Below are 12,790 nucleotides of genomic sequence, written 5' to 3'. Positions count from 1 at the left end.
AACTCACCGAGGAAATCGTTGTGCGCCAACACGTCCCCAGCCGGTCCCGGGTCCGTCCCCGATCAGAACACCACCGTCTTGTTGCCGTGCAGCAGGATTCGGCCCTCCAGGTGCGCCCGCAACCCACGCGCCAGCACGACCTTCTCGATGTCGCGGCCCTTGCGCACCATGTCGGCGATGGAGTCCTTGTGGTCCACCCGGATCACGTTCTGCTCGACGATCGGACCCTGGTCCAGTTCGGCCGTCACGTAGTGGCAGGTCGCGCCGATGAGCTTGACCCCCCGCTTGTGGGCCTGGTGGTAGGGGCGCGCGCCGACGAAGGAGGGCAGGAAGCTGTGGTGGATGTTGAGCGCCCGCCCGGCCCAGTCCGCGCACAGCTCCGGCGGCACCACCTGCATGAACCGCGCAAGCACGATCGCGTCCGGGGTGTTGGCGTCCACCAGTTGCCGCAGCTGTGCGAACGCGGCGGCCTTGCCCTCGGCGTCCGCCGCGGGGAAGGGCACGTGGTGGAACGGGATGCCGTGCGCCCGGGTGATCGGGGCGAGGTCGGCGTGGTTGCCGACGACCGCCCGCACGTCGACGTCCAACTCGCCGCTGTGCACCCGGCCGAGCAGGTCGTAGAGGCAGTGCCCCTCCTTCGACACCAGGATCACCACCCGGCGGCGCACCCCGGTGTCCACCACGCTCCAGTCCGCGGCCGGGCTCAACTCGCGGGCCACCGCGCCGAACCGCGCCCGCAGTTCGTCCACCTCGAACGCGAGCGAGTCGGCCCGCACTTCTTGGCGGGTGAAGAACCAGTTGGTCTCCGGGTCGGTGTGGTACGACGCCTCGACGATCCACCCGCCCGCATCGGCGAGGAACCCGGCGATCCGCGCGACGATGCCGGTCCGGTCCGGACACCCCAACCTGATCACATAACGACGCTCATTCGGCACGCGCCAATCCTCGCAGCCCTTGTCCACTTGGCAGCCCGGCGCCCGATGCGCGCTGCGTGTTCGTCCGTGCGCGCACTGTGGCGGTGGATCCGGCGTGCTTTGGGTCAACGGTCGTGGCCGCACCCGGTCCTCGCCGACCAGCGGGCGGGCTGGTGGCCGGGTGCGGCCACCAGCCGCCGGTGGCTAGCGGCTCGACTCAGGGCGTTGGTCGAGACATGGTCGACGTTCTGGGTCGCGCCACTAGGAGAGCGTGCTGTTGGCGTACTCCGTCATCGCCGCACGGAGGTACTCGGCGAGGCGGGGGTCGGTCTTGTCGAAGTTGGCCCGGAACCGCGGGTCATCGGCGTAGACGTCGGCCAGGCCGATGTAGGACTGGCGGTTGGGCTGCCAGAACGCCTGGATCCAGCGGTAGTGACCGTCGATCGTGGCCTGCACCGCCGGGTCCCGCGGGGTGCGGTCCGCGTCGATGTGCTCGACGAGCGCGGCCAGCATCGCGGCCCACTCCTTGCCGTGGCCCTGCTGCCAGCTCGTCTGCGCGGACGCGTCGACGACCTCCGGGCCCCAGCGCTCGCGGGCCTCCTGGCGCAGCTGCTCCTGGGTCGCGGCGTCGAAACCGTCGAACCAGTGGTCGGTTTTGGTCATGGTGGTTCCCTCCTCGACATCGGTGATGGTTCTGGAGACGGTCCTGGCCAGCCGGTCGAACCGGTCGCGCTCGGCGAGCAGCCAGCGGTGGTGCATGCGCAGCACCGACACGCGGTCCCCGCCGTCGCGCACGATCTCGCCGATCGCGTCCAGGCCGAGACCCAGCTCCCGCAGCACGAGGATCTGCTGCAACCGCAGCAGCTGCTCCTGCTCGTAGTACCGGTACCCGTTGTCACCCACCCACGCGGGCGGCAGCAGGCCGATCTCGTCGTAGTGCCGCAGCGTCCGCGACGTCACCTTCGACATGCGGGCGACCTGGGCTGTCGACCACGCCATCAGAACCTCTCCTACCTGGGCTTTTCCGGCCCGACACCAACGGTAGGAGTTGACGCCGCGTCAATGTCAAGCCGGGTTCGGCGCCACCGCCGACCACGACAGCGTGACCTCGCCGAGCCGCCAGCGCCGTCGGTTGTCGAGAACCGGCCAGCCCTCGCCCGCCAGCAGGCGCACCGCCTCCACCCACCGCGCCCGCGGGCCGAACGGGGCGAACGGGGCCGCGGTCGCCCAGCACGCGTCCAGCGCCCGCAGCAGGTCGAACACCGGCTCGCCGGGCACGTTCCGGTGGATCAGGGCTTTCGGCAGCCGTTCGGCCAGGTCAGAGGGCCGCTCCAGGTCCGCGGGCAGGCAGGCCAGGGTGAAGGTCTTAGGGCCGTCGGCGTCCAGCAGCACCCAGCTGCAGCGTCGGCCGATCTCGTCGCAGGTGCCTTCCACCAGCAGTCCGCCGGGGGCCAACCGGGCGAGCATCGTCTCCCAGGACTGCCACGACTCGGCCTCGGTGTACTGCCGCAGCACGTTGAACGCGCGCAGCAGCACCGGTCGGGCTCCGGCCAGCTCGAACCCGCCGCGGCGGAAGTCCAGCCACGGCGGCTCCGCCATCGGTTTCGCCGCAGCGACCCGTTCCGGATCGATCTCCAACCCGAGTACCCGCACGCCGGGGTGTGCCGCGCGCAAGCGGGTCGCCAACTCCAGTGTGGTCACCGGGGTCGCGCCGTACCCGAGGTCGACGACCAACGGGTCTGGACTGTCCAAAGCGGACTGGACGGCGGGTGTGCCCGCCATCCACCGGTCTATCCGCCGCAGTCGGTTCGGGTTGGTGGTCCCCCGGGTCGCGACGCCCAACGCGCGGGCCCGGCCCGCGGCCAACCGCGGCACCTTGGCCATCAGCGCACCCCGGAGTCGCGGCGAGCCGCGCGCAGGTGCGGCCGCGGACCGCCTCGCCGGTGGCCCGATGGTGCTGTTGGCCCGAGGTGGGGCTGGCGGCAGTGCATTGGGAGCCGCGCCGAGTCGACCTGGTTGGTCAGCGGTCGGGCGGGCGGGGCGGGGTGACTGCGGCTGATGTGGCCGCGCACCGCGTGGACCGGGACGCACTGCCCTGGTGGTGGGACAGCGCCGGGTCGGCGGGGCGTGAGGTCAGGGAGCTTCATTGCGGGATGAGCCGGGGAAGGGGGTGGGTGTCACGAGGACTCGGCGAAGCGGGCCTCGGTGGTGAGGAGGTCGCGGACCCGGTCGGCGATGACCGATTCGATCTTCCCGCCGATCAGGGGGATGCGGACCTTCACCTCTGCGGTGGTTCGCAGTTCGCTGCCGGTGGCCGTGTCGGTGAGGGTGTAGCGGCCCTTGATGTCACCGGGGATGCCGGAGACGGTGGCCGCTGTGGTGCCGGTGAAGCCGGTGCCCTCGGGACGCCAGGTTTCTGTTCGTTCGACCACCAGGTCGCCCTTGACCAGGGAGCGGACCGCTGACGGGAGGTGTGCTGAGTCGATGCCCTGGCGCAGGCGGTAGTGGGTCGCGTCGCCGGTGGTGGTGTGTTCGACCAGGGTGGCGTCCTTGCCGCCGATGGCGCGGAGCCGGGCCTCGAGAAAGGCGCGGTCCACCAGTCGGGCGTGCACGGTGGCGGCGGGCGCGGTGAACTCCGCGCGGTGCTCGATACGGCTGGCCATGTGCGGGAGGTTACCGTTGGCGCCCGTGACCAGCCTTCCCCTCGGCGCCGACGTCCGTTCCGGTGTCCCGCTCTCCGGTTACACCACGCTGCGTCTTGGTGGGCCCGCGGCCAGATTCGTGACCGCGTCCTCGGCCGCCGAGGTGGTCGACGCCGTCAAGGCCGTTGATCGGAGCGGGGAGCCGCTGCTGGTGCTCGGTGGTGGGTCCAACCTGGTCATCGGGGACCTCGGGTTCGACGGCACGGTGGTGCTCGTGGCCAACCACGGCAGCAAGATCGACTGTGTCGAGCCGGGGCGGGTGCAGCTGACCGTCGAGGCCGGTGAGGACTGGGACACCGTTGTGGCGGGCACGGTCGAGGCCGGGCTCGGTGGGCTGGAGTGCCTGTCCGGGATCCCGGGGCTGGTCGGGGCGACGCCGGTGCAGAACGTGGGGGCGTACGGGGTCGAGGTCTCGCAGGTGCTGGTGTCGGTCGACCTGCTCGACCGGGCCACCGGGGAGGTCCGCACGCTGCGCACCGACGAGTTGGGGTTGGACTACCGCACCAGCATCCTCAAGGGCACCGATCGCGCGGTCGTGCTGCGGGCTCGGTTCGAGCTGTCGGACGACGGGCTTTCCGCGCCGATTCGGTACACCGAGTTGGCGCGGGCGCTCGGGGTCCGGCAGGACGAACGGGTGCCGGTGGCCGATGCGCGGGCGGCCGTCGTGGACTTGCGGCGGGGTAAGGGCATGGTCCTCGACCCCACCGACCACGACACGTGGAGTGCGGGGTCGTTCTTCACGAACCCGATCATCCCGCTGGCCGCCGTCGACGAGGTGCTGGAGCGGATCGTCGCCGTGGTGGGGGCGGAGGTCACGGTGCCGCGCTACCCGGCGGGGCCCGGCGCCGCGAAGCTCTCCGCTGCCTGGCTGATCGAGCGGGCCGGGTTCGGGAAGGGCTTCGCGTACGGGCGGGCGGGGTTGTCGGGCAAGCACACCCTCGCGCTGACCAACCGGGGCGAGGCGACCACGGCGGACCTGCTCGGGTTGGCCAAGCAGGTCCGCGACGGGGTCAGGGACGCGTTCGGGGTGGACCTGCACGCCGAACCGATCCTGATCAACTGCGCCCTGGACTAGTCACCGCGCTGGACCGGTCACCGCGGGGCGCCGCGCGGGGGTCAACCGGTGCGGTGGGCCCTGGTCGCCGAGGCCTGGGCCCGGGGCTTGAGCACGATCTGGTCCAGGTTGACGTGCGGTGGGCGGGTGACGGCGAAGGCGATCACCTCGGCGACGTCGTCGGCGGTCAGCGGGTCGATGCCCTGGTAGACCTTCTCGGCGCGCTCGGTGTCGCCGTCGAAGCGCACGGCGGAGAACTCGGTCTCGACCATGCCGGGCAGGATCTCGGTGAACCGCAGCGGCTCGCCGAGGAACTCCCCGCGCAGGGTCCGGTGCAGCGCCGACTGGGCGTGCTTGGCGGCGGTGTAGCCCGCGCCGCCGTCGTAGACCTCGATGGCGGCGATGGACGTGACGGTCACCACGTGGCCGTTGCCGGAGGCGATCAGCTTGGGCAGCAGCGCTTTGGTGACCCGCAGCGTGCCGAGCACATTCGCCTCGAACATCCACCGCCAGCGCTGCTCGTCGGCGGCGTCGACCCGGTCGAGGCCCTTGGCGCCACCGGCGTTGTTCACCAGCACGTGGCACTCTGGAACCCGGTTGGCGAACGCCTCGACCGACGCCGGGTCCGTCACATCCAGTTCGATCGCGTCGCCGCCGACCGATCCGGCCACCTCGGCCAGCCGGTCCAGCCGCCGGGCGCCGAGCACGACGTGGAAACCGGCAGCGGCCAGGTGCCGGGCGGTTGCCGCCCCGATGCCCGCGCTCGCCCCGGTGACTACTGCGATTGGCTTGTTCACGGTTGTCGATCCTGCCCCGGGACCCGGCCGCCAACCGGGCGCGGGAGTATGAGCACAGTCACAACGCGGGTGGCGCACCCCATCGCCACCCGGGCGTCCTACATCGGTGGGGAGAGACTCGACAGTGGGAGGTTCCACGGTGAGACGACCGGCTTCGACGACCAGGACCACCGGCCTCGTGGGAGCCCTGTTCCTGGTTCTCGCGCTGCTCGCCGGCTGCACCTCGGAGCAAACCGGCACACCGGGCGGTAGCGGCGGGGGCGACAGCGGGCAGCAGGAGGCGGCGCCCAAGGCGAAGCTGGCCGCGAGTCCGGCCAACGACGCCGCCGACGTACCGCCGGGGGACCCGCTCAAGATCAGCGTGACCGACGGGGCCATCGACTCGGTCGAGGTGCTCAGCCCGGACGGCAAGGCCGTCAAGGGCGCCGTCGCCGCGGACAAGCTGTCCTGGGCGTCCTCGGAGGTGTTCGGGTACGGCAAGAAGTACACCTACACCGCGGCCGCGACCGGGTCCGACGGCAAGAAGGTCGAGCTCAAGGGCGGTTTCACCACGCTCAAGCCCGCCAAGACCCCGCGCGCGACGATCAACCCGGCCGACAACGCGACCGTGGGCGTCGGCATGCCGATCAGCGTGAAGTTCCCCGAGGGCAAGGTCACCGACAAGGCGGCCGTGGAGAAGGCGCTCAGCGTCGAGACCTCCAAGCCGGTCGACGGGGCCTGGGCGTGGCTCAACGACCAGCAGGTGGACTGGCGGCCGAAGGAGTACTGGCCCGCGGGCACCAAGGTCACCGTCACCGCTAAGCTCTACGGCCTGGCCTACGGCGGCGGCGCCTACGGCAAGGCCGACCTGAGCACCGCGTTCACCATCGGCCGCAACCAGGTGGTCAAGGTCAACACCCCCGACCACAAGATGAACGTCTACCGCGACGGCCAGCTCACCGCCAGCTACCCGTCCAGCAACGGCAAGGACGCCGACCCGGACCTGAACACGCCCAACGGCACGTTGATCGTGATGCAGAAGGACCCCATCGGCGACTTCTCCAACCCGCGCTACGGCTACACCAACGTCAAGAAGAAGTGGGCCGTGCGGATCTCCAACCACGGCGAGTTCATCCACGAGAACGAGGAGAACCGGGCCAACATCGGCAAGGCGAACACCTCGCACGGGTGCGTGAACCTGCTCGAGCCCGACGCCAAGGCCTACTTCGACTCGGCGCTCATCGGTGACCCGGTGGAGATCACCGGCTCCAAGGCGAACATGCCGACCAGCTCCGACGTCTTCGACTGGCTCATCCCGTGGAGCCAGTGGCAGAAGATGTCGGCGCTGCGTTGATCCACACCGTCGCGGGCGCGGGCGGCGCCGGGTTGGCCGTCCGCACCGCCGGTGATCCCGCGCGGCGACCGATCGTGTTCGTGCACGGCTGGGCCCAGTCCAGCCGCTGCTGGGCGGCCCAGTTCGCCGACCCCGGGCTGCTGGCCGCCCACCACCTGATCGCCGTCGACCTGCGCGGCCACGGCGAGTCCGACGTCCCGACCGGGGGCTACGACCAGGCCGCGGTCTGGGCCGAGGACCTCGCCGCCGTGCTGGCCTTCGCCGGTGCGCCCGCCCTGGTCGTCGGCTGGTCTTACGGTGGTCTTGTCATCACCGACTACGTGCGCGAACGCGGCTGCGCCGACCTGGCGGGCATCGTCCTGGTCGGCGCCATCACCGAGATCGGCAAGGGCCATCCCGGCGGCCAGCCGGGGCCCGCGATGCTCGCCGGGCTGCCCGCGCTGTTCGCCGAGGACCCCGGTGTGGCCATTCCCGCTGTCGCGTCCCTCACAGTCGCGATGACCGCCGAGCCCGCACCAGGCACCCTCACCCAAGCCTGGATGGGAGACACGCTGCGGGTGCCGCCCGCCGTCCGCAAGGCCCTGTTCAGGCGGGATGTGGGTAGCGGTGACGTGTTGGCCGCGATCACCGTGCCGACCACCGTGGTGCACGGGACCCAGGACGCGGTCGTCGATCCTGCCGGTGCCGAGTACGCGGCCGGGAAGATTCCCGGTGCCACACTGCGTTGGTTCCCAGGGGTCGGGCACGCGCCCTTCTCCGAACGGGTCGACGAGTTCAACGGTGTGCTCCGCGAAGCTGCGCGCGTAGCGGAGGGCCGGAAGGGGTGATTGCGGGGTGACTCCCACGCAGCTGCGCAGACCTCGGCGGATCGCGGTCCTGTCGGTGCACACCTCCCCCTTGGAGCAGCCCGGTACCGGGGACGCGGGCGGGATGAACGTCTACATCACCGAGACCACCACGCGGATGGCCCAGCGCGGCATCGCCGTCGAGGTGTTCACCAGGGCCACCGCCTCTGACCTGCCGCCGGTCGTCGAGCTGGCCCCCGGTGTGCTGGTCAGGCACGTCTCCGCGGGCCCGTTCGAGGGGTTGCAGCGCGCCGAGCTGCCCAACCAGCTGTGCCCGTTCACCGCGGGCGTGCTGCGCGCCGAGGCCAGGCACGAGCCGGGCCACTACGAGCTGGTGCACTCGCACTACTGGCTGTCCGGGCAGGTCGGCTGGCTGGCCCGCAAGCGCTGGGGGGTGCCGCTGGTGCACACCGCGCACACCCTCGCCAAGGTCAAGAACGCCGCGCTCGCCGACGGCGACACCCCGGAGCCGCTGGTGCGCGTGCTCGGCGAGCAGCAGGTCGTCGACGAGGCCGACCAGCTCATCGCGAACACCGCCGTCGAGGCCGCGCAGCTGGTCGAGCTCTACGACGCCGCGCCGGAGAAGGTCCGGATCATCGCGCCCGGTGTGGACCTCGACCGCTTCCGCCCCGGTGACCGCGCCGCCGCGCGCGCCAGGCTGCGGGTGCCCCAGGACGCCGTCGTCGTGGCCTTCGTGGGCCGCATCCAGCCGTTGAAGGCGCCGGACGTGCTGCTGCGCGCCGCGGCCGAGCTGATCGACCGGGGCACCGTGGCCAGGGACAAGCTGGTCGTCCTGATCGCGGGCGGCCCGTCGGGCACCGGTCTGGACCAACCGGCCGCGTTGCAGGACCTGGCCGTCGCGCTGGGCATCACCGACGTGGTGCGGTTCCTGCCGCCGCAGTCCGGTGCCGCGCTGGCCACCGTCTACCGGGCCGCCGACGTGGTCGCCGTGCCCAGCCACAACGAGAGCTTCGGCCTGGTCGCCCTGGAGGCGCAGGCCTGCGGTACCCCGGTGGTCGCGGCCGCCGTCGGCGGGCTGCCGGTCGCGGTCGCCGACCGGGTCTCCGGCCTGCTGGTCGACGGGCACGCCACCGCCGACTGGGCCGACTCGCTCGGCCGCCTGGTCACCGCGCCCGGGCTGCGCGCCGAGCTCGGAGCGGGCGCCGTCCGGCACGCCAGGGCCTTCTCCTGGGACCGCACCACCGACGCGCTCATCGCCGCCTACGTCGAGGCCGACCACGTGCTGCGGTACGCGCCCGCGCGTGCTGAGGTTGCGGTGTGACGGATGCGCATTCACTCGACCAGGTCATCGCGGACGCGCTCACCGAGCGGGAGCTGAGCTACGAGCGACCTCAGCCGGGTCGCTTCCACGTCACCCTGCCCGGGATCAAGAAGCAGCGCACCAATTGCTGGCTCATCCTGGGCAACCACGCGCTGACCGTCGAGGCGTTCGTCTGCCGCAAGCCCGACGAGGCGCACGAGGAGGTCTACCGCTTCCTGCTGCGCCGCAACGCCCGGCTCTACGGAGTGCACTACACGATCGACCGGTTGGGTGACATCTACCTGGTGGGTCGGGTCAGCCACGCGGCGGTGACCGCCGACGAGCTCGACCGCCTGCTCGGCCAGGTCCTCGAGGCCGCCGACGGGGACTTCAACACCCTGCTGGAGATCGGCTTCGGCACCGCGATCCGCCGCGAGTGGGACTGGCGGACCTCGCGCGGGGAGTCGCTGGCCAACCTCCAGGCCTTCGCGCACCTGCTCGAGCCCGCGCAACGGGGCCGTGTCGCAGACGAGGCCGACTCGTGATCACCCGCGCCGCAACGACCTGACCCTCCCGGCCCGTCTGCATGCCAGACGGATCGTGCGGGTGAGGGGAGAGCGGGATGGTGCTCAACAAGACCCGGTTAGTCGGGTTGGTGCTGCTGGCGGCGGGGGCCTTCACGGCGGGGTGCACGTCGACGGGGACCTCGTCGGGTGCTTCGGCCCCGGTGCCCGCGATGGACCGGGGGGCGGCGGGGGACAGCTTCACCGGTGCGGAGTCCGGTTCTGCCCCCGGTTCCGGGTCGAAGGCCGAGGCCGCGCCGCAGGCGCCGGAGCAGGCGCGCGTCGACCAGCCGGGGGTGGACCGCAAGCTGGTCCGCACCGCCAGCGTCGAGCTGTCCGCGCCGAAGGTGCCCGAGGCGGCCGACCGGGTGCGCGCCGAGGCCGTGGCCGCGGGCGGGTTCTCCGGGCAGGAGCAGGTCACCGACCGGTTCGCGACGCTGACCGTGCACGTGCCCTCGGACAAGCTCGACGCGGCGCTCTCGCGCATCGCCGAGGCCGGGACGGTGACCAGCCGCAGCCAGACCGCGCAGGACGTCACCGAGCAGGTCGTGGACGTGGAGAGCCGCATCCAGACCCAGCGCACCAGCCTGGCCCGGGTCCGCGCCCTGCTCGACCGGGCGACGTCGATCTCGGAGATCGTGCAGCTGGAGAGCGAGGTCACCCGGCGCGAGGCCGAGCTGGAGTCGTTGCTGAAGCGGCGGGAGGCCCTCGCGGGCAGCGTCGCGCTCTCGGCGGTGACCGTGCGGATCAGCGTGGACGGCGCCGCACCGGTGCCCGTTTCGGAGGACGACTCGTTCTTGGGGGCGTTGGCCACTGGGTGGCACGCGTTCCTGGATGCGGGTTCGTTCGTATTGCGCGTTGTCGGGACGTTGCTGCCTTTTGCTGTGGTCCTCGGTGTTCCCGCGTACCTCATCTGGCGCTATCGGCGGCGCAATCGCTCTGTGGCGCCTCCTGCGGTTGCGGCACAGGTGGTCCCGGAGAGCTGAGTCGCTTGGGTCTGCGCTGAGTTGTCCACAACCCCCGCGGTTGTCCACCACTCGCGTTCGAGTTATCCACAACGGCTGAGTTATCCACAGATTTCTGTGGCGGCTGTTTTCGCAGGTCAGAACCGGTAGACTGGCATCGGGGCCGCCCCCCGGAGAGGGTGGGGGCTGGGGTGGCGCGGGAGGGGGCGGCTGGCCGCGGTGGGGAGGGGCGGTGGGGGTGTTTCGCCAGGTCAGGGGGTGATTGAGCTGATCTTGGCGCAGGGCGAGGGGATCGGGCTTTCGGTTCCGGGGGAGCGGCTCGGCTCGCCTGCGGCATCGCGAGCCGGATCGGACGCCTCGTCGCCTGGCGGCGACATCGGTCCCGATCCGCGATTTTGGTGACAAGCTCGATGGGGCGAACTTGTTTTGCGCGGGGCCCCTGCGACACCCGTGGCAGGTCCGCACAGCAGGGGCCGAAGAGACTGGCCCTGCCGCGAGGAAACGCTACGGGTGTCGCTCCCCCGCGCAAAACAAGTCCGCCCCATCGAGCTGGCTTGGCACCAGCGACTCCGAGGGGCGCGGGGTGATCAGGTGGGTTGGGGCGGACCTGACGGGGGGCGGGTTGGCGCCGCTGGGTTCGAGTGTTCGGGCGGCCAACTGGGTGGGTTGGGGCCGGTCCTGACGGTGGCCGGGTTGGCACCGGGGCTTCCGGGTGTCCCCGGGGTTGATCAGGTGGGGCCAGCGCGTGGGTGTTGTGCGGTTGCGCAGCCCTGGGCGGGGGGCGGACCCGGCGGAGGGCTGGGGGTGCCAGCGGGTTTGCGGTGGCCAGTGACTGGCTGGGCTGGGGCCGTGTGCGGGCCCGGAGGTTGAGTCGCGGGGCGGTTCGAGCGAGGGGGAGTCGCGTTCCCGAACCGCCCCGCGCCTGCCCGCTGCGTCCCGAGGCGGGGGGCACCCGGGAGCTCGCGGGGCGGCGGCTCGGCAGGGGAGTCGAGCCGCGCGGGACGCTGCCCGGACCAGGGAGTGCGTGGGAGCTGTTCCGGGGCGCCTATAGGTCAACTTGTCAGATGCCGGACACCAGCACAAGGCCGACCACTACGCCATTCGTGGATGTCGCAGACGGTTAGTAACTATTCGGTCACAGGAGTCTGTGATCCTGCAACTACCCGTGTCTTTGGGGGCATTTGGGGGTACAAGCTGACCCAAATTGGTGTCCCCTGATCGTGAAGATCGACAGCTGGCGCAACGGGTTCCGCCCTTCGGTCCAGCTCGGTCGTCGGGTGCTCGGTGAGCAGTGGCACACCGGGTCCTGGTGCGCTGGTCTGGCAGGCTTTCGCCATGGCCATCGGAACCCTGGTGTTGCTCCGCCACGGCGAGAGCGTCTGGAACGCGCTGAACCTGTTCACCGGCTGGGTCGACGTCGCCCTGTCCGAGAAGGGGGTCGCGGAGGCGGCCCGGGGCGGCGAGCTGTTGCGCGGGGCGGGCATCCTGCCCGACGTCGTGCACACCTCGTTGCAGCGCCGGGCGATCAACACCGCGCACCTCGCCCTCGACGCGGCCGACCGGGTGTGGATCCCGGTCAAGCGGGACTGGCGGCTCAACGAGCGCCACTACGGCGCGCTGCAGGGCAAGGACAAGAAGCAGACCCTCGCTGAGTTCGGCGAGGAGCAGTTCATGCTCTGGCGCCGCTCCTACGACGTCCCGCCGCCGCCTATCGAGGTGGGGGACGAGTACAGCCAGGACGGCGACCCGCGCTACGCCCACCTCGGTGCCGCCGCGCCGCGCACCGAGTGCCTCAAGGACGTGGTGGCCCGGCTCGTCCCGTACTGGGAGACCGAGATCGTTCCCGACCTGCGGGCGGGCAAGACCGTCCTGGTCGCCGCGCACGGCAACTCGCTGCGCGCGCTCGTCAAGCACCTCGACGGGATCTCCGACGCCGACATCGCCGGGCTGAACATCCCCACCGGCATCCCGCTGCGCTACGACCTCGACGACGCGCTCAAGCCGACCAACCCGGGCGGGACCTACCTCGACCCGGCCGCCGCCACCGCCGCGATCAGCGCCGTGGCCAACCAGGGCCGCTAGGCCCGAGTGGACTGACGGACCGGGCACAGTGGACACCGGGTGGCCGCTGCGCCCGGCCCGGCCGCGTCGACACGGCGCGGAATCATCAGGCCGGGTGTGATCCCCCTAACGGCCGGTTTCCATCGGGTGGCGGTGCCGCCCAGGCGCACGGTGCTCGATGGTTACCGGCTAGTAGGACACGATCGAGTGAACGGGGTCTGGCCGAGTGGGGAACAAGCAGGCACAACGGTGTCGGCACGGTCACCAATGCCGTTCCCGGGCTGGTCAAACCCCT

12 protein-coding genes are annotated in these 12,790 nt (G+C 71.3%); 7 read left to right on the top strand and 5 right to left on the bottom strand.

Annotated elements, in window-relative coordinates; all coding sequences use genetic code 11:
* Nucleotides 1-62 precede the first annotated feature (62 nt).
* The 4 genes from purU to LV75_RS23320 all read right to left on the bottom strand — a co-directional run bounded on the left by purU (nt 63) and on the right by LV75_RS23320 (nt 3,577).
* The gene (gene purU / locus LV75_RS23335) at nt 63-935 is read right to left on the bottom strand and encodes a formyltetrahydrofolate deformylase (protein ID WP_253889118.1); all 873 of its coding nucleotides are present in this window, start codon (nt 933-935) and stop codon (nt 63-65) included.
* Nucleotides 936-1,175: 240 nt separating this feature from the next.
* The gene (locus LV75_RS23330; protein WP_253889117.1) at nt 1,176-1,913 is read right to left on the bottom strand and encodes a MerR family transcriptional regulator; all 738 of its coding nucleotides are present in this window, start codon (nt 1,911-1,913) and stop codon (nt 1,176-1,178) included.
* Between the two features lie 66 nt (nt 1,914-1,979).
* The gene (locus LV75_RS23325) at nt 1,980-2,798 is read right to left on the bottom strand and encodes a class I SAM-dependent methyltransferase (protein ID WP_253889116.1); all 819 of its coding nucleotides are present in this window, start codon (nt 2,796-2,798) and stop codon (nt 1,980-1,982) included.
* A 293-nt stretch (nt 2,799-3,091) separates the two neighbouring features.
* Nucleotides 3,092-3,577 carry a DUF2505 domain-containing protein gene (locus tag LV75_RS23320; RefSeq protein WP_253889115.1) on the bottom strand — a complete coding sequence of 162 codons (486 nt, stop codon included), beginning with the start codon at nt 3,575-3,577 and terminating at the stop codon, nt 3,092-3,094.
* A 25-nt stretch (nt 3,578-3,602) separates the two neighbouring features.
* Between LV75_RS23320 and LV75_RS23315 the strand changes: the two genes are divergently transcribed.
* The gene (locus LV75_RS23315; RefSeq protein WP_253889114.1) at nt 3,603-4,691 is read left to right on the top strand and encodes a UDP-N-acetylmuramate dehydrogenase; all 1,089 of its coding nucleotides are present in this window, start codon (nt 3,603-3,605) and stop codon (nt 4,689-4,691) included.
* 41 nt (nt 4,692-4,732) lie between these two features.
* Here the strand turns inward: LV75_RS23315 and LV75_RS23310 are convergent, their stop codons facing one another.
* A complete protein-coding gene (locus tag LV75_RS23310; protein ID WP_253889113.1) occupies nt 4,733-5,467 on the bottom strand; it encodes an SDR family NAD(P)-dependent oxidoreductase in 735 nt (244 codons plus the stop codon).
* A 139-nt stretch (nt 5,468-5,606) separates the two neighbouring features.
* On the opposite strand from LV75_RS23310, the gene LV75_RS23305 reads away from it, so the two are divergent.
* The 6 genes from LV75_RS23305 to LV75_RS23280 all read left to right on the top strand — a co-directional run bounded on the left by LV75_RS23305 (nt 5,607) and on the right by LV75_RS23280 (nt 12,516).
* Nucleotides 5,607-6,800 carry a L,D-transpeptidase gene (locus tag LV75_RS23305; protein ID WP_372504217.1) on the top strand — a complete coding sequence of 398 codons (1,194 nt, stop codon included), beginning with the start codon at nt 5,607-5,609 and terminating at the stop codon, nt 6,798-6,800.
* Entirely contained in the window at nt 6,773-7,627 is an 855-nt protein-coding gene (locus LV75_RS23300) for an alpha/beta fold hydrolase (RefSeq protein WP_372504216.1), read from the top strand. The genes LV75_RS23305 and LV75_RS23300 overlap by 28 nt, the downstream gene beginning before the upstream one ends.
* 7 nt (nt 7,628-7,634) lie before the next feature.
* Nucleotides 7,635-8,927, top strand: coding sequence for a D-inositol-3-phosphate glycosyltransferase (gene mshA, locus LV75_RS23295; protein WP_253889112.1), 1,293 nt, complete (start codon nt 7,635-7,637; stop codon nt 8,925-8,927).
* Nucleotides 8,924-9,451, top strand: a complete 528-nt coding sequence (locus tag LV75_RS23290; RefSeq protein WP_253889111.1) for a type III secretion system chaperone family protein — start codon at nt 8,924-8,926, stop codon at nt 9,449-9,451. The genes mshA and LV75_RS23290 overlap by 4 nt, the downstream gene beginning before the upstream one ends.
* 77 nt (nt 9,452-9,528) lie before the next feature.
* Nucleotides 9,529-10,455, top strand: coding sequence for a DUF4349 domain-containing protein (locus LV75_RS23285; RefSeq protein WP_253889110.1), 927 nt, complete (start codon nt 9,529-9,531; stop codon nt 10,453-10,455).
* A 1,314-nt stretch (nt 10,456-11,769) separates the two neighbouring features.
* Nucleotides 11,770-12,516 carry a phosphoglyceromutase gene (locus LV75_RS23280; protein ID WP_253889109.1) on the top strand — a complete coding sequence of 249 codons (747 nt, stop codon included), beginning with the start codon at nt 11,770-11,772 and terminating at the stop codon, nt 12,514-12,516.
* The last annotated feature ends 274 nt before the right edge of the window (nt 12,517-12,790 follow it).

The organism is Actinokineospora diospyrosa (genome assembly GCF_024171925.1).
GTDB classification, from domain to species: Bacteria; Actinomycetota; Actinomycetes; order Mycobacteriales; family Pseudonocardiaceae; genus Actinokineospora; species Actinokineospora diospyrosa.
This window is presented reverse-complemented; position numbering and strand designations above follow the sequence as displayed.